General features: G+C 66.4%; 9 protein-coding genes. 3 read left to right on the top strand and 6 right to left on the bottom strand.

The features are described 5' to 3' along the window. Nucleotides 1-547: 547 nt before the first annotated feature. The 3 genes from K7G82_RS28720 to K7G82_RS28710 form a co-directional block, all read right to left on the bottom strand. A complete protein-coding gene (locus K7G82_RS28720) occupies nt 548-868 on the bottom strand; it encodes a hypothetical protein (protein ID WP_222993873.1) in 321 nt (106 codons plus the stop codon). Between the two features lie 9 nt (nt 869-877). Further along, nucleotides 878-3451, bottom strand: a complete 2574-nt coding sequence (locus K7G82_RS28715) for a hypothetical protein (RefSeq protein ID WP_222993871.1) — start codon at nt 3449-3451, stop codon at nt 878-880. Nucleotides 3452-3779: 328 nt separating this feature from the next. Then, nucleotides 3780-13886 carry an autotransporter-associated beta strand repeat-containing protein gene (locus tag K7G82_RS28710; RefSeq protein WP_222993869.1) on the bottom strand — a complete coding sequence of 3369 codons (10107 nt, stop codon included), beginning with the start codon at nt 13884-13886 and terminating at the stop codon, nt 3780-3782. Between the two features lie 269 nt (nt 13887-14155). On the opposite strand from K7G82_RS28710, the gene K7G82_RS28705 reads away from it, so the two are divergent. Then, the gene (locus K7G82_RS28705) at nt 14156-15973 is read left to right on the top strand and encodes a monovalent cation:proton antiporter-2 (CPA2) family protein (RefSeq protein ID WP_222993867.1); all 1818 of its coding nucleotides are present in this window, start codon (nt 14156-14158) and stop codon (nt 15971-15973) included. 96 nt (nt 15974-16069) lie between these two features. On the opposite strand, the gene K7G82_RS30135 is transcribed toward K7G82_RS28705, so the two are convergent. The 3 genes from K7G82_RS30135 to K7G82_RS28695 all read right to left on the bottom strand — a co-directional run bounded on the left by K7G82_RS30135 (nt 16070) and on the right by K7G82_RS28695 (nt 19020). Then, nucleotides 16070-16192 (bottom strand): hypothetical protein, encoded by a 123-nt coding sequence (locus K7G82_RS30135; RefSeq protein ID WP_281423078.1) that lies wholly within the window; start codon nt 16190-16192, stop codon nt 16070-16072. A gap of 120 nt (nt 16193-16312) precedes the next feature. After that, nucleotides 16313-16708, bottom strand: a complete 396-nt coding sequence (locus K7G82_RS28700; RefSeq protein ID WP_222993865.1) for a hypothetical protein — start codon at nt 16706-16708, stop codon at nt 16313-16315. A gap of 98 nt (nt 16709-16806) precedes the next feature. Next, nucleotides 16807-19020 carry a TonB-dependent receptor gene (locus K7G82_RS28695; protein ID WP_222993863.1) on the bottom strand — a complete coding sequence of 738 codons (2214 nt, stop codon included), beginning with the start codon at nt 19018-19020 and terminating at the stop codon, nt 16807-16809. A gap of 209 nt (nt 19021-19229) precedes the next feature. On the opposite strand from K7G82_RS28695, the gene K7G82_RS28690 reads away from it, so the two are divergent. Further along, nucleotides 19230-20156: an alpha/beta hydrolase gene (locus K7G82_RS28690; protein WP_222993861.1), complete on the top strand. Its 927-nt coding sequence runs from the start codon at nt 19230-19232 to the stop codon at nt 20154-20156. A 293-nt stretch (nt 20157-20449) separates the two neighbouring features. After that, a partial coding sequence (locus K7G82_RS28685) for a beta strand repeat-containing protein (protein WP_222993860.1) occupies nt 20450-24012 on the top strand: 3563 nt, incomplete at its 3' end.

Here is a 24012-nt window from a genome sequence, read left to right as displayed (position 1 = left end):
TCTTTTGGCCGCGCAATCATCAGCCCAATTAAGGGGTTTTTGCACGTGTCACCGGAACGGCAGAGGCGTCACTCCAAGGCTTCCTCATCACATCACCCAGCGTAGCAATTGTCGCGCCTAGGCCTTCTTCGAAGATGCCGATTATGTGCTGTATCGCGATTGGCTCGGCAAGGCACGCCGGGCGGCCAATGCCTCGCCATGGGCCTGGGTTCTCATGCCAAATCACGCCCATCTCATCGCGCCATCGGATCCCAGCGGCATCCGGCGGGCACTGGAGCCACTTCATCGACGCTATGCCGGCCTGTCCACGCCTGAATGAAGCGCACTGGTCACTTCTGGCAAGGGCGCTTCAGCTACGTCGCGATAGATGAGGACCATCTGGGAGCGGCAGTGCGCTACGTCGCACTCAATCCCGCCTCCGCACAAATGGTCGAGCGAACCGACGGCTGACGGTGGCCAAGCATGCATGCCCAGTTCGGCCATAATGACGCCACCCATTTAAAATCCAGACCCGATACTAAATTTCAACAATAACAACATTCATGAATTAGTAAGCTCCAAAAGGTCCGTAAACCACCTCCCCCTTGCCAATTTCACTTTCAAACTTATCCTGATTTGGTAACTGATTTACATAATCTGGCCACTGATCAAGAATATGTTGATGCCATTGCGATATATCCATGGAATATATTGGTTCCATCACCTTCTCAACAACCATTCCATCCACTTTTAATTCTTCAATACACCTCTTTACGGCCTCCTTATAATCAGATGCACCCACGTAGCAATTTACATATGCTCCAGAAAATTCATCTGGAAACACAGCACCCCGCTCTTTTTTTACATGAAATGGTACAATAAATATCATGGCATTATCCTATTTTCTATATTCCCCTGGCCGCAAGACTCGTACCGTTCCTGGGCGTATCGCGCCTCTCAGCATCTGAATATGCTCGGATGTGCGTAAACCATATTGATCGACTCCCTGATCGATATCGACCCATAGCGGCGCGCTTGGATGTTCAGCAATATCCGGATCTTTGTCATAGATTGAGGTCGATCTCAGTGTATCACGAAACGAAGCGTCCACCTCAACGACAGTGATCGATGCATTGCCCTTTCGATTAATCTCAGCAAATTGAACGGCCCGTTTCGGATCGAAACCCACAAACAGGGTCCGCTCACCTCTCGCACGGGTGGCTACCACAGGAACTGCCCCATCGGCGGAGATACGCGGTGGAAACCGAATATCATCAACACGATAGAGCATCGCGGTCTCCCCGCCATCAACAGCAGGCCGCACTTCCTGCCCGCTGCCCCCCAATTCAAGCCAACCTCGGTAAGGATGCCCTTCATCCAGTTCCAGAGGCTTTGGCGACTTAGAGTTCACATCCTCCTGGACGGCAATCTCACCATTTGGCCGAACACCTCCCCTGCCGATCGCAGCACGCGCAGCTTCCGCATGACGCTGATGCAACACGAACGCGCCATCGCTACGGCGTAGCGCGCGGGTGCCCTTGGGCAAGCCAGCCTCGATTTCAGCGATCAAGCTCGGGTCGGCGCCCCGAATGACGGCCTGCCGGCCTTCGATCGAAACGCTCGGCGCCGGCTTTCCGGCGATATCCCCGGCAGCGGCAGTCGGTGGCCCGCTTCCCCTCTGCCCAGGCTCGATCCAGACGGCCGGCGGCGCGTTTATATTGTCCAACGAAGATGCGATGCCCTGCTCGACACGCGCGATCGGAGGATATCGATCGATCCGATCGCTGGCGCCCGGCCGCGCCGAACCGCCGCGCCGGAACGGCGCAACCGCGCCGGACACGATACCGCCGGAACCACCACCGATGATCGCGGCGTCCTTCAATCGCTGGAACGCATCGCCCCAGCTCATATCCTCCTTCAATATCCCGGCATCATAGCCCATCTGAATGGCTTCGGTGACGGTCTCCTGGATCGCCTGGGCGCTACCGCTCTTGACGATGCGTCCCGCGAACGTCCCGCCCGGCTTCAGGATCTTTCCGATCGCCAGCCGCTCAGGGATGAATTCCGCGACGCTGTACACCGCCGCATCCATCGTCGCCTGGCCATGGCTCCGCCCGTCCTCGCGCGACCTGCCGTACCGATCGCCCCAGACCTGCGCCGAAAGCAGCGCCGATCCGGCCGCCGGCGAACGCGTCAGCGCCGTAATCCCGATCGCCCCGACAAGATCGACCACGCCATTGCCGATCTCATAGGCATAGCGATCGACCTCGCTGCCGAACTTCGGCGTGTTGGCCGCGATCGCCTCCACGCCTTCGCGCCGCAGCCGCCGGGCAAGGGCTACGTCCCGTCGATATTGCGCATCACGAAAGGCGGATGTGTCCCGGATCAGGTCCGCGCCGACATGCGTGAAATCCTGATATTGCCGGTTGGCCTCGACACCCCATTCCATCAGGCCGCCCAGCCAGGTCTTCGCGCGCTGGGGCAGGTTCTGCGCCCATTTCTTCGCCACCACCGACCGCGGATCCGTATCGGCTGCCTCCGCCTTCCGGTTCCATCTCTCCCGGCCAGCCCATCTGCGTTGCCGCGCCTGCCGCTCCGCCGGGGTCATCTCGCGCATCACGACCGCGTCGATGGCCAGATCATCCCTCCGGCCCGGAATCCGCCGATTTCCGCCGAACAGCATATGGATCGCCTGCAGTTGCGGCGATTGGCGAAGCGGTGGGATCGCCGCAGGCGGCGCACGATCCGCCATGCGCGCCGCAACCCTGGCAAGAAGCGCCCGCTCCTGCTGGCTGCGGTATAATTCCATCCGCCGATCCAGCCGCTTCACTTCTGCCGGGCCGAATGCCTCGATCAGTTCACGCCGGCTCAGCGGCGTCACCGTGTCACGCCAGTCGCCGGCTCCGTTCTCGCGATCCCCGTTCCCGCCGCCCTTTCTGTAAACCGCATCCTCGGCCACGAACACGCTGCCCTCCGGCAATTCCGCCACCTTCGCGGCGATGCCCTCGAGACTGTCGGTGACGATCCGGATCCGCCGCCGCGGATCGGCATAGGGAATGCGCACCTCGCGCGAGGCGCCCGGGTAGATCGCATCGATCTCCTCCCTGGTCGCCGGCAGTCGCGGATCCTCCTTGATCAGGATCGACGCGTGCGCACGGCGCGGACGCCCTGCCTGCGGTGGCGCACGCCGGCCGGTATCCGCCGGCTGGTTCACCACCTTGTTGTCGGATGGCGGCGGCTGCAGAAAGGCGGCCAGTTCCGCGCGTTCCCGTCGCGCCAGTTGCGCGTGCAGACCCTGCCTGAATGCGGCCGCACCCGCCTCCGTCACATGCGCGGAGCCCGGCCGCGCGGCATTCGGGCGCGTCAGGCCATAAGGGTCCAATCCGCCCGGCCCGGCCAACCCCGGCAGATCGGCATCGCCCAACGCAAATCGGCCGATGCCCTCCGGGTTCAGATCATCGAAATACCCCATCAGCGTGCCAGGGGCACCAGGCCACACGCCAATCCAGCCGCAAAATCCATGCGTCGAACCTTTCCATGGGGAACGCGCGCACGGGTCCGGCGCCAGGCACGGCCCGGCGGCCGCCCCTGCGGCTGCAATGTTCCTTTTTTTGACTGCCCGGCGGTCCCGCCGGCATGGTTCGATATTACTTCGCCGGAAATCGGCGCACCACGGCCCAAAAAATCAGGCGCATCGATCGATGCTCAGGCCATCGCGCAAGACGCGCCAGGATTTGGTGCGCGATTGCCCCCAAACCCTGGCGCCAGCTTATATCATTCAGGCGCGGCCGCGCCCTGCATCAGAACCGGAACGACACCGTCGCCCTTACGCCATGGTCGCTCGCGGCAGATCCGATCGCGCCGGTATAGCCGATGCCGGCGGTCGCGCGCTTGCCCAGCGCAAAACGGGCTCCGGCGGTGACCAGCGCCGCATCCTTGTCGAGCGGGGTGCCCAGCACCGTGAACGCCGTGCCGCTGCCGAAGGAGAGGTCGGCGGCGGGCAAACGGCCGCTCAGCGCATGGCGCCAGCCGATCGATCCATAGAGCAGCGTGCCTTCGCCCAAGGGGGCATCACCGCGCACGCCCAGCGTCGACCAGCTTGCGCTTTCGGTCTGGCGACGGGCATTAAGCGCGGCCGCACCGCCCGCCTCGGTGAAGGCGGATGTGCGCAGCCGGGCATGGGCCAGGCCCGCGAACGGCTCGATCCCGGCATCGCCCAGTGCGATGCGATGCCCGGCTTCGGCGAAGACTTGCAGGCCGCGCGCGTCATAGTCGGCGCGCGCCGTCTCGGTAAAGCCGGTGAAGCCGATGCTCCGGCGGGTCGAGACATCGTGCCAGGCAAGGGCCGCACCCGCCTGAACGCTGGTTCCGCCCCAGCGCCCGCCGATATAGGCGCCGGCATGAACGCTGTCCGCCTCGGCATGCGAAGCGCGGGCCGAGGCATCGGCCTTCGACCGGCTGTATCCGGCGGTCACGCCGCCGCGCCAGCCGCCGCCCAGATCGGTATCGACGCCCAGCAGCAGCCCCATGATCGAGCGGTCGAGCCTGGCGGCATTGCCGTCACCGTCCCAATCGCCCCAGGATCCCACCGCCTGCGCCCAAAGGCCGGCGCCATCTTCGCCCGCCGTCTGGGCGAGCCGGCCCTGAACCGCGTCGCGGACATGGCGGCCATCGTCGAGCAGCATACCCTTGAGCGATGCATGGATCTCGCCCGATGCGGCGTCGAAGCCGGTGCGCGCGGTCGCGAGGTCGGCGACATTGGCCATCGCGGTGTAGAGCGGGTTCGCGGCCGTCAGCCCGTCGATCCCGCGCGCCGCTGCGCGCTGGTTGAAGGTCAGCCCCGTGCTTTCGAAGCTGACGCCGTTGCGCACCGCCTGGAGATAGACGCTGTTGGCATCATAGGTAAGGCCGAGCGTGAGGAAGGGCTGGCTGAGCGGCGAGGCGAGGTCGACGCCGGCATAGCCCGCGCCGCTGCGCCCGCCCTGCGCGGTCAGGATCGCGCTGCGATCGCCCAGCCGGTAGCTGGCGCCCGCCACATTGGCGGCCTGAACGCGGCCGCCCTGGATGACGGCGGTGCCGGTCACGCGGATCAGGTCGCCGGGTTCATAGGCATAGGTCGATCCGGCAAGCTGCGTGTAATTGCCCGCGATCGTCAGCGTGCCCGCGCTGTTGCCCGGCGCGATCGTGCCCGCGACGGTTGTCGTGCCGACCGTGCCGCTGCCCGCCAGCGTCGCGCCGCTCGCCACCGTCACCGCCGAAGCCGCGATCGATCCGTTGACGTTCAGCGTGCCGGCATCGACCTGCGTCGCGCCGGTGTAGCTGCTCGTACCGGTCAGCCGCAGCGTGCCCGCGCCGGTCTTCACCAATGCGCCGCCGCCCGAGATCACGCCACCGAAATCGATCGTGTCGGATCGGTTGAAGACCAGCCTGCCGTCATTGGCGATATCGCCCGCAACGCTGCCCGTGGCGCCGCCATCGCCGATCTGCAGCGTGCCCGCCGCGATATGCGTGCCGCCGGCATAGTCATTGGCGCCGGTCAGGATCAGCGTGCCGAGATCCTGTTTCTCCAGCCCGCTCGCGCCGGTCAGCGCGGCGGAGACGGTCGCGCGCCAGGCGCCGCCGCCCAGGCTGCCGTCGCCCACGCGCACCACCGTCATGCCGGGCGCCGCCAGCGTCACCGGCCCGCCGGCCAGGCGATAGCCGTCCGCCGCGAACTGCATGCCCTGTGCCGAAACGCCGGCTTCGGCGGTCACGACGCCCGCTGTGCCCTGGAACACCGCGAAACCGCCGTTCCAGCCATGGCTGGCGCTGCCATTGGCATTGGTCCAGTTGGTGAGCGGCCCCGCCGTCCATGTTCCGCCGCCGCCCACGACACTGCCCGTCGGGCTGGTCGTCGTGCCGTTCCAGAACTGCACGAAATCGGGGCCGGTCTTCGCCGCGACCACCAGATTGACCTGGTTCGCCTGGCCGGTCTGCACCGTCGTGACCGTGCTGTCCGCCTGCGGGCGCTGGCCGATCGCCAGGCCGTTGTCCGTCAGCGCGCCGCCATAGTCGAACAGGCGATAGACGCCCAGGCCATAGCCGCCCGCGTCGGAGACGTTGAGCGTGCCGTCGAGCACCAGATTGCCCGCCACCGCGAACAGCCCATTGCCGCCCGGCGCGCCCAGCGCGGCATCGATCACCGCGCCGTCCGCCAGAGTGAGCGATCCCATCGACAGCGTCGTGCCGCTGCGGCCGGCAAGCGTGCCGCCCGATGCGATCGAGACCGCGCCCGATGCCGTGCCCCCACCGGTCAATGTCCCACCGGACGAGACCGAAAGCGCACCACCCAGCGTGCCCGCCAGGTCGAGCGTGCCAGCCTGCACCGCAGTGCTCCCGGTGAAGCCGCCCGAATTGCCGCTGAGCGTCAGCGTGCCGGCCCCGGCCTTCACCAGATTGCCCGCGCCGCCGATCGCACCGCCATGGGTGAGCGGATCGGCGCGGTCGAAGGCGAGCGTCGCCCCCGCCGAAATCGTCGCGCCGCCGCCCAGGCTGCCACCCGCGCCGATCCGCAAAATGCCCGCCGAAACCATGGTGCCGCCGCCATGCGTCGCCGCGCCCGTCAGCGTCATGGTGCCCGCACCAGCCTTGACCAGGCTGCCCGCGCCGCTGATCGCGCCGCCGAAGCCGAACGTGTCGCTCCGATCGAAGACGAGCACGCCCTGATTGACGATATCGCCCGTCACGCTGCCGCTGGCGCCGCCGTCGCCGATCCGCAAGGTGCCGGCGGCGACGGTTGTGCCGCCCGCATAGCTGTTCGCACCGCTCAGGATCAGCGTGCCGGCACCGCTCTTGACCAGCCCGCCACTGCCGGTGAGCGGCGCCGCGATCCGCGCCGTCGTGCTGTCCGCGCCCTGCTGGTCGAGCACCATCTGCACGGCGCCGGAGAGCGTCAGCCCGCCGGCCGCGCCGGCCACCAGGCTGTAATCCGCGCCGCTCATGAAGCGCAGGCCGGTCACTGTCTGATTGCCCTCGATCGTCACCATCGACGCGCCGGCCGCCTTGAACACGGCCTGCTGCCCAGCCCAGGGCGCATTGATCGTGTTCGCCTGGTTGGTCCAGTTGGTGTTGGTCGCGTTCCACACCCCCGATCCGCCGCGACCGTTCGCCACGCCGCCCGGCGCCATATTCGCGCCGTCCCAATATTGATTGCCGTCGCCCTGGATCACGTTCAGCGTCACTTGGCCGACGGTTGCGGTATCGATCGTCCAGTCACCGGGATTGAAGCCGGCGGGCAACGACTGGATGGTCAGGCCATTGTCGATCAGCGCCCCGCCATGATCGAACAGGCGATAGGCGCCATAAGTGAAACCGCCGCCGTCGGTGACGTTGAGCAGGCCGTCCAGCGTCAGTCCGCCCGTCACGTTGAACAGCGCGCTGTTGCTCGGCGCGCCCAGCGTCACGTTGATCGCGGTGCCGCTGCCCAGCACCAGCGACCCCATGTCGAGCAGTTGTCCGGCGCTGCCCTGCAAGATGGTGCTGGCCGCCGCGAAGCTCACCGGCCCAGTGATCGTGCCCGCGCCGCCCAGCGTGCCGCGCTGCACGGTGACGGCGCTGCCCGTCAGGTTCGCGCCGTCGAGGAACAGCTTGCCGCCATTGACCAAAGTCGCGCCGCTATAATCGTTGACGCCCTTGAGCGTGGTCACGCCGCTCAGGAACGTCGCGGAGAGATTGCCCGTCATCAGCGGCGCGAACGCCAGGTTCGTGCTGTTGCGATTGTCGAATTCGACGCTGCCGCCGCCCACGCCGCCGCGCACCGCCGTCGCCGTGACGATGCCGTTGCCGTCATCGCCCCAGATCTGGAGCTTGCCGTTGCCGCCGGCATTGCGGCCGAGCACGATCTCGCTCGCCTTGATCTCCGATATCGCGGTGATCAGGCTGCTGTAGACGCGCAGCACGCCGACACCCGATGCGCCCACATCGATCGCGTTCGCGCCCGCATCCCAGCTCCCCCCGCGCTGGATGAAGATGCTGCCCGCGGTGTTGGCGGCAGCGCCGACCGATCCGCCCGCACTCGTCATCTTCGCGCCGCCGCTCGCCAGCAGCCGCGTCGGGAAGGCGTCGGTTCCCGCGCCGCCGACGGTGATCGCGCCCGCCACGTTGAGCGTTGCCGCCGCTTCGGTCGCCATCATCACGCCCTGTTCGACGGTCAGCCCGCCATCCACCTGGGTCTGGCCGGTGAAGAAGAAGGAACCGAGGCCGCCTTTGATCAGATCGCCCGTCGCGTGGATCACGCCCCGGCCGTTGAGTGTCGCGGTCGCGCTGGACGTCGGCTGGTTGACGTCGATCCGCGCATCGTCGGCCAATGTGATCGTGCCGCCATCCAGCGTCACCGGCACGTTCAAGGTGCGCAGCCCCGTGGCCGAAACGCCGGCCGCGTCGACGGTGACGGTATAGCTGGGGCTGGTGCCCGATCCGTTGACACAGGCATTGTTGGGGCATGGCCCGAACACCGCGATGCCGCCCGCCCAAGGCGCATTGATGCTGCCGGCCTGGTTGGTCCAGTTGGTGCTGCTCGCATTCCAGGTGGCGGTCCCGCCACGGCCATTGGCGATATTGCCGGGGCTCAGGTTGGTGCCGTCCCAATATTGTTCGCCCGGCCCCGCCGCGACGATCAGGTTCACCTGGCCGCCGGTGCCGGTGTCGATCGACCAGTCGCCGGGATTGAAGCCTTGCGGCAGCGACTGGATGGTCAGCCCGTTGTCGGTGAATGCCCCGCCATAGTCGAACAGGCGATAGGCGCCATAGGTGAAGCCGCCGCCGTCGCTCACCTCCAGCAGGCCGTCGAGCGTCAGCCCGCCGGTCACGTTGAACAGCGCGGCGCCGCTCGGCGCGCCGAGCGACGCCCTGACCAGCGAAGTCGGGTTCAGCGCCAGCGACGCCAGCCCCAGATCGACGCCCGTCCGCCCCAGCAGTGCCCCGCCATCGGCGATCAGCGTCGCCCCCGCGATCGTGCCGCCGCCGCCCAGCGATGCACCCGATGAAACCGTCGTGCCGGACGTGGCCGACAATGCGCCATCGACCAGCAACGTGCCGCCGCTGATCATGGTCGCGCCGCTATAGCCGCCGGTGCCGGCAAAGGTCAGCGTGCCGGTTCCCACCTTGGTCAGCCCGCCGCCGGTGCCGCCGTAAAGCCCACCATTCATCATCGCGCCCGCAAAGCTGGTCGATGCGTCGTTGCCGCCCACCGTCAGCGTCCCCGTGCCGAGCAGCACCAGTCCCGTCCCCTCGATCGATCCCACCGCGATGCCGCCGCCGGCATGGGGGCTGATGTCGAGCGCGCCATTCCCGTATACCTTGATCGTCGCGGTGCCGCCCTGCGTGTCTTCCGCGAAAACGATCCCGCCCCCGCCCCCGCCGCCGGTTCCTGCGTTGGCGATCAGCGTTGCATTGGCCGCGCTCGCCTCTCCGATGAAGACGGTGGCGCCGCCGAACGCGCCGGCGGTGCCGCTGCCGTCGTTGATTACGGTGGCATTGCCGGCGGAGGCATTCTCCGCGAAGCCGACGCCGCCGCCATAGGCGCCGGCGACGGTGCCGCCGCGATTGGTGATCATGGCGGTCCCGCCGTTCGAATCCTCGTAGAATGCGGTGGCGCCGCCATATTCGAAGGGCTGGTCGAAATTGCCGCCGCCGATGCCGCCGGCGACGGTGTTGCCGATATTGACGATGGTCGCGTTCGCCGCCGTCGCATCCTCGTAAAAGGCGGTCAGGCCTGCCCGCGCGCCCGCGGCGGACGCGCCATTGTTGGTGAAGCTGGCCGATCCTGCCGACGAATTGGAGAAATAGACGATCTCGCCGCCTTCCGCATTGGCGGTCGCGCCGCCCCGCGTGACGACCTCGCCGACGATGCTGCCCGATCCGAAGCCGTTGCCGATATAGAGCGCACCCTCGCTCACCGTCGTACCGCCCGTGTAGCTGTGCGCCCCGCGCAGGACGAGCGATCCCGCGCCCTTTTTGTCAATGCCGCCGGTGCCGCTGATCGGCGCGGTGATCACGATGCCGGTATAGGCCTGCGCGGCCTGCTCCACCGTCACCGCCGCCTGGCCGCCCGTCGCCACCAGCGTGCCGTTCGCGCCCGCGACGATGTCGTAGCTCGATCCGCTCAGGAAACGCAGCCCGGTAAAGGCCTGTGGGCCGACCACGGTGACCGTCGAGTTGAGGCCGTTCGTCGTCCTGGCGAATATCGCGGACTGGCCGGCCCATGGCGCGTTGATATTGCCCGCCTGATTGGTCCAGTTGGTATTGGCGGCGTTCCAGGTCCCGGTGCCGCCGCGTCCGTTCGCGACATTGCCGGGGCTCTGGTTCGATCCGTCCCAATATTGTTCGCCCGGCCCCTGCGCGACGGCAAGGGTCACCTGGCCGGCGGTCGCGGTGTCGATCGTCCAGTCGCCGGGATTGAAGCCTTGCGGCAGCGTCTGGATGGTGAGCCCATTATTGGTGAGCGCGCCGCCATGATCGAACAGGCGATAGCGGCCCAGTGCGAAACCGCCGCCATTGGTGACGTTGAGCAGGCCGTCGAGCGTGAGCGCCCCTGTCACGTTGAACAGGGCGCTGGTGCTCGGTGCACCCAAGGTCACGTTGATCGCGGTGCCGCTGCCCAGCGCGAGCGCGCCCATGTTGAGCACTTGCCCGGCGCTGCCCTGCAAGATGGTGTTGGCCGCCGCGAAGCTCACCGCCCCGCCGAACGTGCCGGCGCCACCCAGCGTGCCGCGCTGCACGGTGACGGCGGTGCCCGGCAGGTTCGCGCCGTCGAGGAACAGCTTGCCGCCATCGACCAGCGTTCCGCCGGTATAATCGTTGAGGCCGCGCAGCGTCGTCACGCCGCTCAGGAAACTGGTGGAGAGATTGCCGCCCAGCAGGGGAGAAAAGACATAGGCGGAGGTGCTGCTCTGATTGTCGAACTCGACGCTGCCGCCGCCCACGCCGCCGCGGATCGATGCCATGGTCAGGATCGCGTTGCTGTCGTCGCCCCAGATCTGCAACAGGCCGTTGCCGCCGGCATTGCGGCCGAGCACGATCTCGCTCGCCTTGATCTCCGACACTTCGTTGATGAAGTTGCTGTAGACGCGCAGCACGCCCTTGCCCGATGCGCCGACATCGATGGCATTGTCTCCCGCGTCCCAGGTGCCGCCGAACTGGATGAAGATGCTGCTCGCCGAATTCGCCGCACCGGCGACCGAACCGCCCGCGCTGGTGAGCTTCGCGCCCGCCGTCGCGACCAGGCGGGTCGGGAAGGTGTCGGTGCCCGTGCCGCCGACGGTGACGGCGCCGCCAACAGTGATCGCGCCCGAGGCGCCGGAGGCCGACATCACGCCCTGCTCGACGGTCAGCCCGCCATCGACGCGTGTCTGGCCGGTGGACAGGAAGGATCCAGCGCCGCCCTTGATCAGGTCGCCCGTCGCATGGATGATGCCGGCGGTGCTGATCGATCCCGATCCGTTCTGCGATTGGTTCACGTCGATCCGCGCATCGCTCGCCAGCGTGACCCGCCCGCCCGACAATGTCAGCGGCAAGCCCAGCACACGCAGCCCCCGGGCCAGGACGCCCGCCGCATCGACGGTGACGGTATAGCCGCCATTGCCGGTGCTGCAGGCATTGCCGGGGCATGGCCCGAACACCGCGATGCCCCGCGCCCAGGGGGCGTTGATGCTGCCGGCCTGGTTGGTCCAGTTGGTGCTGCCGGCGTTCCAGATGCCGCTGTCACCCTGGCCGTTCGCGATATTGCCGGGTGTCGTGTTCGGCCCGTCCCAATATTGTTCGCCGGGTCCACCCGCGACGATCAGGTTCACCTGGCCGGTCGTGCCGGTGCCGATCGCCCAGTCGCCGGGATTGAAGCCCTGCGGCAGCGTCTGGATGGTGAGCCCATTATTGGTGAGCGCGCCGCCATGGTCGAACAGGCGATAGGTGCCGAACGCGAAGCCGCCGCCATTGGTGACGTTGAGTTGCCCGTCGAGCGTCAGCGCACCGTCCACCTTGAACAAAGCGGTCTTGCTCGGCGCGCCCAATGTCACATTGATCTGCGATGTCGGGTTCAGGATCAGCGAGCCGAAACCCAGGTCGCTGCCCGCGCTGCCCAGCAGGATGCCGCCATTGGCGATGCTGCCGGCGCCGCTGAACGCGCCGCTGCCGCCCAGTGTAGCCCCACTCGCCACATCGACGCCGGTGCCGGTCATCACGCCATTCACGGTCAGCCGGCCCTGTTTCACCGCGAAGATGCCGTTGAGGCCGCTGCTGTCGCCGGTCAGTGTCCAGGTGCCGGCGCCCAGCTTCTCGCCTGCCTCGAAATTGCGGATCTGGGTGGCGCCGAAATCGAAGGTGGCGCTGGTCCCCTGTCCGCCGTCGAGCGCGAAAGTATCGATCTCCACCGCCGATGCCGGATCGGTGCCGCCGTCGACATCGCCGACCAGCGTGTAGGTGGGCATGAAGGTGACGCGGTCCGCACCGTCGCTCAGACTGATCGCGACGCCGACGCCCCCGCGCGAGACGGTGCCTGCGACCACCAGCTTGTCGATCACCTCGGGATAGGTGCCGGCGCCGTCATCCTGGGCGTAGGCGACATTCGCGGCGGCATGCAGCCGGCCGCCCTCGCGGATCGTGACGTTGGCGGTGACCGGCGTTTCCACCGTCTCGCCCTGCGCGCGGCTGGCGGAGATGAAGAGCGCGCTGGCGGTGCCGAGCTGCTCGACATTGCCCCCGATATCGATCGTCAGCGTGCCGTTCCCCACCGATGTCTGGGTGTTGTAGAACAGGCTGCGCGCGGTGCCGCGCGTCGTGATCCGGCCGGTCGCGCCCACCGTCAGCGTATCGCCGATGCCGCCGAAGATCCCCTGTCCGCGCTGCGTGTCGATCAGTCCGTCGACGATGACCTCGCTGTTGGACGGCGCGCCGGAGACGAAGGTGGTGATGCCCGTGCCGCCCGCGCCGCCATTGCCCAGGCCGCCGCTATTGCCGGTGACGATCTGGGCGCCGCCCAGCAGCCGCACCGTCGAGTTCGCGCCCACGCTCACGCCGCCGCCGCCCGACGAATTGCTGATCGCGGCGTCGCCATGGGACCGGATCGTGCCCGCCACGGTCACATCGGCATTGCCGCCGAGTTCGATGCCCTTGCCGATGCCGTGCAGTTCGATCAGCGACCCGACACCGGTGAGGACGGTAACGCCGGTCTTGCCGAAGCCGTCGATCGCGGTCGACGTATCGCCCGAAAGCGTGGTGATCGATCCGGTGCTGCCGATCGTGACGATATCGCCATTGCCGGGGCGAATGCCCTGGCCGCTGGTCCCGGTCGCGCGGATCGCGCCATCGACCAGATAGGTGTTGCCGCCCGCGCGCCCGTCGATCGCGGCATTGAGCGCCGATCCGTTGGTGACGATCTGGCTGCCGGCATTGAGCGTGATATAGGCACCGGAAAGCCCGGTGGAACCCGAACCTTGCGTAGGGCCGGTGATGCCGCCGCGCCCGCGGATCGTGCCGTCCAGCATAACCGTCGCGCCATTGCCGAGCAGTACGGCATAGCTGTCCACGCCCTCGTTGCCGGTGACGCTGCGCACGCCCAGATTGAGGTCCGCGCCGCCGCCCAGCCAGATCGCGGGGCCGCCGGGCGGAATGATGGTGGCGTCGGGCAGCACGTCCACCGTCACGCCCGTGCTCGCTTCCGCGATCACCCCGGTGGTAACGGCGCCGGTGCAGGTGACGGTCTGGCCGTTGACGGGCGTATTGGTGGGCGTGCATCCGTCGGCGGGGCTCGCGGCGAAGGCCGGGCCGGCGATCGCCAGCGACGCCAAAGTGAGCGCGGTCCCCAGGCATAGCCGGTTGCGATGGCGCCGGAATCCGGCCCGCACGACCTTCGCGTTCGAGATGCTCTCCGCCACGTCACTTCCCCTCGCTACCCTGCAGGCACGTCGCTGCACGTCTCCAAAGGCGTAAGCGGCGGAAAAAGGGGGACAGGACGGACGAGAAAATTTTCGGCGGAACATGGCTCCGCTCCGGGCTCACCGCGTCATCCCGGCCAGGGACATCCCGTATCGAAGGGGGCCGCCCCCGGCCCGGCAGCACCGTCATCGATCCCCCGCACCGGTTTGACAGGCCGGCCGGGACGATATCTAGACATCATGGAAATGCGATTGAAACAGGAGCGCGAATGGCCGGCGACATGAATTTCGGGCTCGGATCGGTGGTCGTCCTGCTGTCGGCGGCGGTGGTGGCGGTTCCGGTCTTCCGGCGCCTGGGCCTGGGCTCGGTCCTTGGCTATCTTGCCGCGGGGCTTGCGATCGGTCCGTTCGGGCTCGGCCTGTTCAGCGATGCGGAAACGCTGCTGCATACGGCCGAACTCGGGGTGGTGATGTTCCTCTTCATCATCGGCCTGGAGATGCGGCCCGCGAAATTATGGAAGCTCAGGCGCCAGATCTTCGGCCTGGGCGTGGCGCAGGTGCTCACCTGCGGCGTGCTGCTGACGCTGGTCGGCATGGCGTTCGGGCTGGATCCCGCCGTGGCGGCGGTCGGCGCCATGGGCTTCGTCCTGTCGTCCACCGCCGTGATCATGCAGGTTCTCGACGAGAATGGCGAAACCGCGACCCCGCAGGGGCAAAGAGCGGTTTCGATCCTGTTGCTGGAGGATCTGGCGATCGTCCCGCTGATCGCGCTGGTCGCGCTATGGGCGGCGTTCAACGGCACCGGCGATCCGGATGCCATGCCGGTCTGGCAGAGCATCGCCGTCGCCATCGGGGCGCTGGCGGCGCTCCTCGCCGCCGGCCGCTGGCTGCTCGATCCGTTGTTCGCACTGATCGCGCGCGCCGGCGCGCGCGAAGTTCTCACCGCATTCGCGCTGCTGGTCGTACTGGGCGCCGCATTGTTCATGCAATCGGCCGGGCTGTCCATGGCCATGGGGGCCTTTCTCGCCGGCGTGCTGCTGTCGGAATCGAGCTTTCGCCATCAGCTCGAAGCCGATATCGAGCCGTTTCGCGGGATCTTGCTGGGGCTGTTCTTCCTCAGCGTCGGCATGTCCCTCAATCTCGCGATCGTCACGGCCGAATGGCGCATGGTGGTGGCCGGCGTCGCCGCCTTCATGAGCGTCAAGGCGGCCGGCATCTACGCCATCGCCCGGCTGGCGAAGACCGATCACGATCAGGCGCTCAACCGGGCCGCGCTGTTCGCCCAGGGCGGCGAGTTCGCGTTCGTGCTCTACGCCTCGGCGCTGTCCGTCGGCCTGTTCGATCCTCGCACCTCCGCGATCATGACGGCGATCGTGATCCTCTCGATGGCGCTGACGCCCTTGCTGCTGATCGCGCAACGGCGGCTGACGCGCGAGAAAGCGGTATCGCTGGAAGGGATCGACCGGCCGGACGGGCTGCGGAGCCGGGTGCTCTTCATCGGTTTCGGCCGGTTCGCCCAGGTCGCATCACAGGCACTGCTCGCGCGCCGCGTCGATCTGTCGCTGATCGAGACCGATGTCGACATGATCCGCGCCGCCCGCAATTTCGGCTTCAAGATCCATTATGGCGACGGCACCCGCCTCGATATCCTCCAGGCATCGGGCGCGGCACAGGCGGAAGCGATCCTGGTGTGCGTCGACAAGCCCGAAATCGCGGACAGGATCGTCGAATTGTGCAAATCGGAATTTCCGCTCGCCAAGCTCTATGTCCGCTCGTTCGATCGCGGCCACTCGCTGCGCCTGATCCATGCAGGCGTCGATTTCGAGATCCGCGAGACCTTCGAATCCGCGCTCGTCTTCAGCCGCGAGGTGCTGATCGGCCTGGGATTCGATCAGGATCAGGCGGGCGACGCGATCGAGGATGTGCGCGAACGTGACGCCAGGCGGGTGGAACTGGAACTTGTCGGCGGGCTGCCGGCGGGCCGGAAACTGATCCGCGGCAATCTGACGACACCGGAACCCGAGCCGTTCTTCGTGACCAGGCCGAGCGACCAGCCCGCATCCCGGGAACCGCTTCCCGCCGACTAGAGCAGGCCGTGCTTCGACGGAAGCGGATCGGCGAGGGCCGGCCTTGGGCCTGCCCTCGCGCTCTCCGGTACAGTTCCGGCAACCGCCGGTCGCCGCTCACTCGGTGGCGGAGACGATCGCGGCGACCAGCGCCGCCGAACCCGCCATTCCCGCGAATATCGTCGGCATGAACCACCATGGCGGCCGCTTCTTTCCGCCGCCGGATTTCCTCGTCTTCATATGGAACCCCTTCATCCGGCACGCCGAACGGCGCCCGGTCTCGATCCGGAAAACATGCAGGGCCCGCCGCGCCCGAAATCGCATGCATCGGCGCTTCGATCGGGAATGGCCCTCAGCGGATCAGGCCGTCGGCGGCCCGCGCGCATAGATGACCGGCCAGATCTCCGCGCCCCGCGCGGCCGGATCGGACAATCGCCGGCAGGCGCCGGAGAATGACGGCGAAGAGCTGAACCGGGGCGTCGAAGCGCCGCAAACGGCGGCCCATGACGGGCCATCGCGCGGCGCGGTATCGTCATCTTTCGCGGCCGCCTTCGCGACGATGCGGAGCTGGCCGGAGCCCGCCTTGATCGCAACCGCGGTCGCCGCTGGATTGAAGGCGGAGCCCAGGGCCGTCGATTGCGGCATGCCCAGCGGCAGAAGCGCGCTGAGCAAGGCCGTCAGCAGCGCCGTCCACAGGCCGGCCAGGAAAACCCGGCGAATGCCCGTTTCAACGGCCCGGCCCTGCTCCTGCTTCACGGCGTTCCTCTGGCTTCCATCCTCCCACTCTAGGAAAATGATCCGGAAGCGCAAATGCCGATCGGCGGAAAACCGGTGACCGGTTTTCCGCCGATCCCCTAGAAATCATAGGCGGCCGTCAAGCCGAACGTTCGCGGCTGGACGACCAGCTTGTAGAACGGGCTCGCCGCGAATGCCCGGCTGCCCAGCGGCCCGGAAAACAGCGCTCCGCGCGAATTGCCGATATTGGAAACGAAGGCGGTGAGCGACTTGTGATCGTCGCGCACGCCGACGCGCACATCACCCACGGTATAGGCGGGCAGCCGCACCCGCACCTCCGCCGCGCTGTTCGGAAATTCGACCCGGCGGCCGCTGACATGGCTGACCGATCCGCCCAGGAACGCGTCGAGCCCGCCCGAGATCGGGAAGCTCTGCTCCGCCGACACCGTCGCGCTGAACTTCGGCACATTGGGCAACACATCACCCTTCTTCCCGAACGATCCCGCCGCCGGCAGATCCGCCGTCAGCTTGGCATCGTTGATCGACGCGTTGCCGGAGATCGACAGGCCCTGGCTGGGGCGCAGTTCGAACGAACCCTCCACGCCCTTGCTCACCGCCGCGCTGGCATTTTTGAGGAACAGGAATCCGGTATTCTGGTCGTGGAACGCGAGCTGGATATTCTTCCAGTCGAGCTTGTAGGCGGCGAGATCGAAAGTGAGCATCCGCCCGAACGCCGATCCCTTGATGCCGATCTCGTAGTTGGTCGTCCGATCCGCCTTGTACGCGCGCGGCGTGCTCGCATCGAAATCGCCCGCATTGGGGCCGCCGGGGCGATAGCCGCTGGAAATGCGGGCATAGGCCAATATGTCCGGCGTCACCTTGAAGCTGGGGCTGATCACATAGGTGAAGGCGTTGTCGCTCGATCTTTCGCGGAAATCGGTGGTCGGCCCGAACAGGAACTGCACGGGCTGGGGAATGGCGATCAGGCTGTGATAGCGCTGGCGGTTGCCGCTGTAGCGTGCGCCGAGCTGGAGATCGAAGCGCGGCGCGATATGCACCGTCACATCGCCGAACGCGGCGAGTTCGCGATAATGGAATTCGTCGACCTCGTCGAACAGCACGCCTGCATAGGCGCCGGTCGTCACGTCCGCGCCATAGGCGATGAAATAGTCGGTCGATTTCTCCTTGGTGAAGAAGCCGCCGACCAGCCAGTCGAGCAGCGGCCCCGATGACGACAGGCGCAATTCCTGCGAGATCTTGCTGGTCCGGAAACCGAACGGCATCGCGGCGCCGGTGACGGGATAGACGAGCGCGGCATAAGGGCCATAGGATGCGCTGGGATCGGCGATCATCCTGTAATCGTTGATCGAATAACCGGTGACCGAACCGAAATCGACGCCGCCGCCCAGATCGATGTTCAGGTTGGCGCTGTAGAATTGGGTGCGATTGGAATAGGCGCCGGTGCCGATCTGGGACTTGTGCGCCAGATCGCCCACCGTCTCGCGAAGCCGGCTGTCGGTATCGATCTGGTTCGATCCGTCTCCGCTGATCTTCTGGTACAAGGCGGCAAGCTTGAGCGTCGCGCCGGGCGCGATGTTCCAGAGCAGCGAAAGCCGCCCGCCGTAAACATCCGCACGGTCGACATCCTTGCGGCCCTGCGCGGGATCGTCGACATAGCCGCCGTCCCGGCGATAGAAGCCGCTGGCGCGCAATGCCAGCTTGTCCTCCACCAGCGGCACATTGATCGCGCCGCGCAGGCCGCCACCCACGCCGCCATCCTCGATCGTGCTCAGATCCGCCTGCACCCGGCCGCTGAACCGGGTGGTCGACGGATCCTGCGTCACATATTTGAGCAGGCCGCCCAGGCTGCTGGCGCCGTAGAGCGTGCCCTGCGGCCCGCGCAGCACCTCGATGCGCTGCAGGTCGCTGGGATCGAGATTGGGGAAGAAGCGGCTGCCGAAGCCCAGGATCGAAACCGATCCATAGGGCACGTCGTCGATGGTGACGCCCACCGTCGGGCTCGTCGAAACACCGGTGGTGACGCCGCGGATCGACAGATTGTAGCGGCCATTGGCGAGCGGACTGAGCGCCAGACCCGGAATCGAACGGAAATAATCCTCTACCTTGGTCTGGTTCCTGTCGATCAGGTCGCTCGCCGACAATGCGGAAACCGCCATCGGCACATCCTGCAGCCTTTGTTCGCGCTTCTGCGCGGTCACGACGATATCTTCGACCTGATTGTCGGTGGTGGTCGCATCCTGCGCCGCCGCACCGCTCGCGAGACAGGCCAGCGCACTCGCGCCCGCCAGCAGACTCAACCGCAATCCGTTCATCCGATTTCCCCCCTGTTATGGCCAAGCGCTGTTTCGCGCTTGTGCACACAATATGTATTATCTATGTATTCAGTCAAGCCGGGCGCGTAACGGATGCAACGATCGGCGGAAAACGGCGCTTGCCGGCACGCCGGCCGATGCGGATATTGTGCAGACAGGGGATTGCGATGACGGGGATGCGACGCGGAATGACGGTTCGAAACTGGCGGATGCCACGCCCGATTCTGGCGGCCGCGATCGCCATGGTGCCGCTGCCGGCAGCGGCGGCGGATACCCCCGCCCCGGCCGCCGCTTCACCCGCCGGCGCGTCGACGGGTGCGCCCTATGTGATGCCGCGCTCCGAAGTCCGGTCGATGCGATCGCCGTCGGGCGTCGATTATCTCATCCATATCGCCTGGCCGAAGGATCCCCCGCCCCCCGGCGGCTATCCGATCCTCTATCTGCTCGACGGCACCGAGAGCTTCGCGATCGCCGCCGAGTTCGAGAACCGGCTGGGCGTCTATTCGGGCATGGCGCCGGGCGTCGTTATCGGCATCGGCTATCCCGGGGAATCGCGCCGCCAGCTCGATTACACCCCCAAGGTTCCGGAGGGCACGGAGATGCTCCGCCCGATGACCGAAAAGGGCGGCGCGGAGGCATTCCTCGATTTCGTCGCGAACCAGGTGATACCCGGCGTCGAGGCGGGAAAGCCGATCGATGCCGATCGCCGCACGATCGCGGGCTACAGCCTGGGCGGGCTGTTCACGCTCCAGGCGCTGTTCCGGCGGCCCGATCTGTTCCGCACCTATGTCTCGTCCAGCCCGTCGATCTGGTATGGAGAGAAGCAGGTGCTGAAATTGCTGCCGGGCCTGGCCGGCAGGCTGGGCAAGATGAAGACGCCGCGTCGGCTGTTCCTGAGCGCGGGCGAATATGAGCAGTCCGCGCCGCCGGGCAAGGAACGGGACCCGTCCTGGCTGAACATCGCGGATCTCAGCATCCGCGCGCGCATGGTCGACAATGCCCGCGACCTGGCGGACCGGCTGAAGACCGAACCGCTTCAGGTCTCGTTCCGCGTCGTGCCGGGCGAAACCCATGCTAGCGGAGACTGGCCCGCGCTGCGCGACGCGCTGCTGCGCGCCTTTGCCGACAAGCCCTGACCCCGCGTCGAAGAGGCGCGGGTCAGTTCCTGGGCGGCAGCGGTTTCGGCTGATGCCGTGGCATGTTCAACCCGCCGTGGCGCCCCATCGGCCGCCAGCCATGGGTTTGACGCAGCCATCGCCGCATGCTGGTGGGCGGAAGCCTCATATTCCATTTAAATATTATACTTAAATTCAATCGACTGACGCGCCTCCGGTTCCTACGAGGCATCTTCATGAAGCGTGGGAACGCCCCATCGCGATCAATGGGGGCGACGCATGGCGACCATTGAGCTTTCTTGCGGAGACAATGGATGACCATCGCGCCTTCGGTTTATATCTCGACCCCCGGGACCCTTTTCGACCAGAGCGGGATCAGCATCTCGCATGCCCTGAAGATCTCGAATTTTGTGACTGCGGAAAGCTTCACGCTCACCGGACGGCGGACGCTGACGACAATCACCGCCGCGCTGAACGATATCGGCCCGGACAATGGCGTGCTGGATGGCTTCAGCGGCACGTTGAGCTGGGGCATCTATTCCTCCGTGGGCGGAGCGCCGGGAACTTTGCTGTTCAGCGGATCGGACAGCACACCCCTGTTCGAGGATACCGGCCTGAGCTTTACCGGCAGCACCGACGACATCGTCAGAACGACGATCGATCTGGGCGTGACGCTCGATGCGGGCGATTATTTCATCGCGCTGCACGAAGGCGCCTGGGGATCGGCTTTTGACGGTTCCGAAATCTATTGGATGAGGACGAGTAGCGATCTCGGCAGCAATGGCGCGTCCCAATCCGAAACTGAAGCCAATCCGTCGCAGTGGCTTTGGACGACCGATTTCGGCTCCATGGCCTTTTCGCTCAACGAAACCCCTGTCTATGCGGCGACCGAGCAGGTGTCGCTCAATCTCAAGGGTAATGTCTCGATTGCCGACAGTGATGTCGGCGGCAGCACCATGACGGTGACGCTGAGCGTCGGTTACGGCATCCTGACGGCGACGGCGGGCGACAGCGGAGCGAACGTGTCGGGCAGTGGCACCGACACGATCATCCTCACCGGCACGCTGGCGCAGGTCAACGATCTGCTCGGCGCCAACAGCACCAGCAGCTTCACCTTCACCGCCAACACCGATGCGCCGCCCGCCAGCACCGTGCTCACCGTGACCGCGCAGGAACCCGGCGATGCTACCCCTTCCGCGCCGGCGACGCAGACGATCACCATCGCGGCGGTCAACGATGCGCCGACCGTTTCCATCGCTCCGTCCGGCACGATCTTCAACCAGAGCATCCTCGATCTGCAGGGCGCAAATGGTATTTCGAGTTCGGTCAATTCCGACAGTTTCACACTTGCGGAACGCCGGATGCTGACAACGATCACGGCAGCCCTGAACGACAATGGTCCGAACAATGGCATGCTGGACGGCTTCAGCGGTACGTTGAGCTGGGGCATCTATTCCTCGGTGAGTGGCGCGCCCGGCACGCTGCTGTTCAGCGGAACGGACAGCACGCCGCTGCTTGTCGATTCCGGTCAGAATTTTGCCGATGGCACCGACGTCGTCCTGGCCACGATCGACCTGGGCAATGTGACGCTGGATGCCGGCGAATATTTCCTCGCGCTGCACGAGGGTGCCTGGGGATCGGCCTATGACAACACCCAAATATTCTGGGTGCGATCCTCCACACCCCAAGACGCCGTTGGCAGTCATGCCAGCTTCAACCTCGCCAATCCGTCTGCCTGGCTTAGCGAAGGTCAAGCCTTTGCATTTGCGCTTGAGGGGCCAAGCTACGCCTCGACCGAGCAGGTGGCTTTCGACCTGAAGGGCAGAGTGTCGGTTGCCGACGATTCCGGCAATGGCAACATCACGGTGACGCTGGGGGTGGGCTACGGCATCTTGACGGTGACGGCGGGCACGAGCGGCGCGAATGTCTCGGGCAGCGGTACGGGCACCGTCACGCTCACCGGCACACTGGCGCAGATCAACGATCTGCTGAACACCAACACCACCAGCAGCGTCAGCTTCACCGCGAACACCGATACGCCGCCCGCCAGCACGACACTGACCGTAGGGGTCAATGATGGCGGCAATAGCGGCAGCGGCGGTGCGCTCACCGGATCGGCGACGCAGGAGATCACGATCGCGGCGGTGAACGACGCGCCGACGGCGGCGGTTTCGGCAAGCGCCTATGCGGCGACCGAACAGGTCGCGCTCAGCCTGAAGGGCACGGTCTCGGTTGCCGACGCCGATGCAGGCAGCGGCAGCGTCACCGTGACGCTGGGCGTCGGTTATGGCGTACTGATGGTGACGTCGGGTACGAGTGGTGCGAATGTCTCGGGCAGCGGCACGAGCAGCGTCACGCTCACCGGCACACTGGCACAGATCAACGATCTACTGGGGGCCAACGCCACGAGCACCGTCAGCTTCACTGCCAATACCGATACGCCGCCCGCCAGCACGACGCTCAGTGTCGGCATCAACGATGGCGGCAATAGCGGCGGCGGCGGCGGTGCGCTGACCGGATCGGCGAGCCAGACGATCAATATCGCGGCGGTGAACGACGCGCCGACGGCGACGGTTTCGGCAAGCGCCTATGCCGCGACCGAACAGGTCGCGCTCAACCTGAAGGGCACGGTCTCGGTCGCCGACGCCGATGCCGGAACAGGCAGCGTCACTGTGACGCTGGGCGTCGGCTACGGCATATTGACTGTAAGCGCAGGCACGAGCGGCGCGAACGTCACTGGCAGCGGCACGGGCACGGTCACGCTCACCGGCACGCTGGCGCAGATCAGCGATCTGCTGAACACCAACGCCACCAGCAGCGTCACCTTCACCGCGAACACCGATACGCCGTCCGCCAGCACGACACTCACCGTCGGCATCAATGACGGCGGCAATACGGGCAGCGGCGGTGCGCTCACCGGTTCGGCCAGCCAGACGATCAACATCACGGCGGTGAACGACGCGCCGACGGCGGCGGTTTCGGCAAGCGCCTATGCGGCGACCGAACAGGTGGCGCTCAGCCTGAAGGGCACGGTCTCGGTCGCCGATGCCGATGCGGGCAGCGGCAGCGTCACGGTGACGCTGGGCGTCGGCTATGGCGTACTGACGGTCACGGCAGGCACGAGCGGCGCGAACGTCTCGGGCAGCGGCACGAACAGCGTCACCCTCACCGGCACGCTGGCGCAGATCAACGATCTGCTGAACACCAACGCCACCAGCAGCGTCAACTTCACCGCCAACACCGATACGCCGCCCGCCAGCACGACGCTGACCGTCGGCATCAACGATGGCGGCAACAGCGGCACCGGCGGTGCCCTCACCGGATCGGCGAGCCAGACCATCACCATCACCGCGGTCAACGATCTGCCGGTGGGTGTGGCTGACGGCTATTCGACCGACGAGGACACGGCGCTCATCGTCGGCAGTCCCGGCGTGCTTGTGAACGACACCGATGCGGAAGGCAGCTCGCTGACCGCTGTGCTGGTGACAGGCCCGCTGCACGGCGTGCTGGCGTTCAGCACCATTGGCGGCTTCACCTATACGCCCGATGCCGATTATCATGGCAGCGACAGCTTCAGCTATCGCCCCAATGACGGCACCGCGAACGGCAATATCACGACGGTCAACCTGACGGTCAATTCGGTCAACGACGCGCCCGCGAACCTTGCGATCGACAGCGACCGGATCAACGAAGGCGCAGCCGCCGGCACGGTCGTCGGCACGGCGTCCGCGAGCGATGTCGATGGCGATGCCATCATCTGGTCGCTCTCGGGCGCGGATGCCGGGCTGTTCCATATCGATGCCAACGGCGTGATCACCACCACCGGCACGACCGCGACCTTCGAGAGCCGGCCGAGCTACAGCCTCACCGTGCGCGC

The sequence above is a fragment of the Sphingomonas colocasiae genome, from assembly GCF_019880585.1.
In the GTDB taxonomy this organism is placed as follows: domain Bacteria; phylum Pseudomonadota; class Alphaproteobacteria; order Sphingomonadales; family Sphingomonadaceae; genus Sphingobium_A; species Sphingobium_A colocasiae.
This window is presented reverse-complemented; position numbering and strand designations above follow the sequence as displayed.

Excerpts from the sequence above, each read along its gene's own strand:
- K7G82_RS30135 (WP_281423078.1), bottom strand. The coding sequence starts at position 16,192 with ATGAAGACGAGGAAATCCGGCGGCGGAAAGAAGCGGCCGCCATGGTGG.
- K7G82_RS28720 (WP_222993873.1), bottom strand. The coding sequence starts at position 868 with ATGATATTTATTGTACCATTTCATGTAAAAAAAGAGCGGGGTGCTGTG.
- K7G82_RS28695 (WP_222993863.1), bottom strand. The coding sequence starts at position 19,020 with ATGAACGGATTGCGGTTGAGTCTGCTGGCGGGCGCGAGTGCGCTGGCC.
- K7G82_RS28690 (WP_222993861.1), top strand. The coding sequence starts at position 19,230 with ATGCCACGCCCGATTCTGGCGGCCGCGATCGCCATGGTGCCGCTGCCG.
- K7G82_RS28715 (WP_222993871.1), bottom strand. The coding sequence starts at position 3,451 with ATGGGGTATTTCGATGATCTGAACCCGGAGGGCATCGGCCGATTTGCG.
- K7G82_RS28705 (WP_222993867.1), top strand. The coding sequence starts at position 14,156 with ATGGCCGGCGACATGAATTTCGGGCTCGGATCGGTGGTCGTCCTGCTG.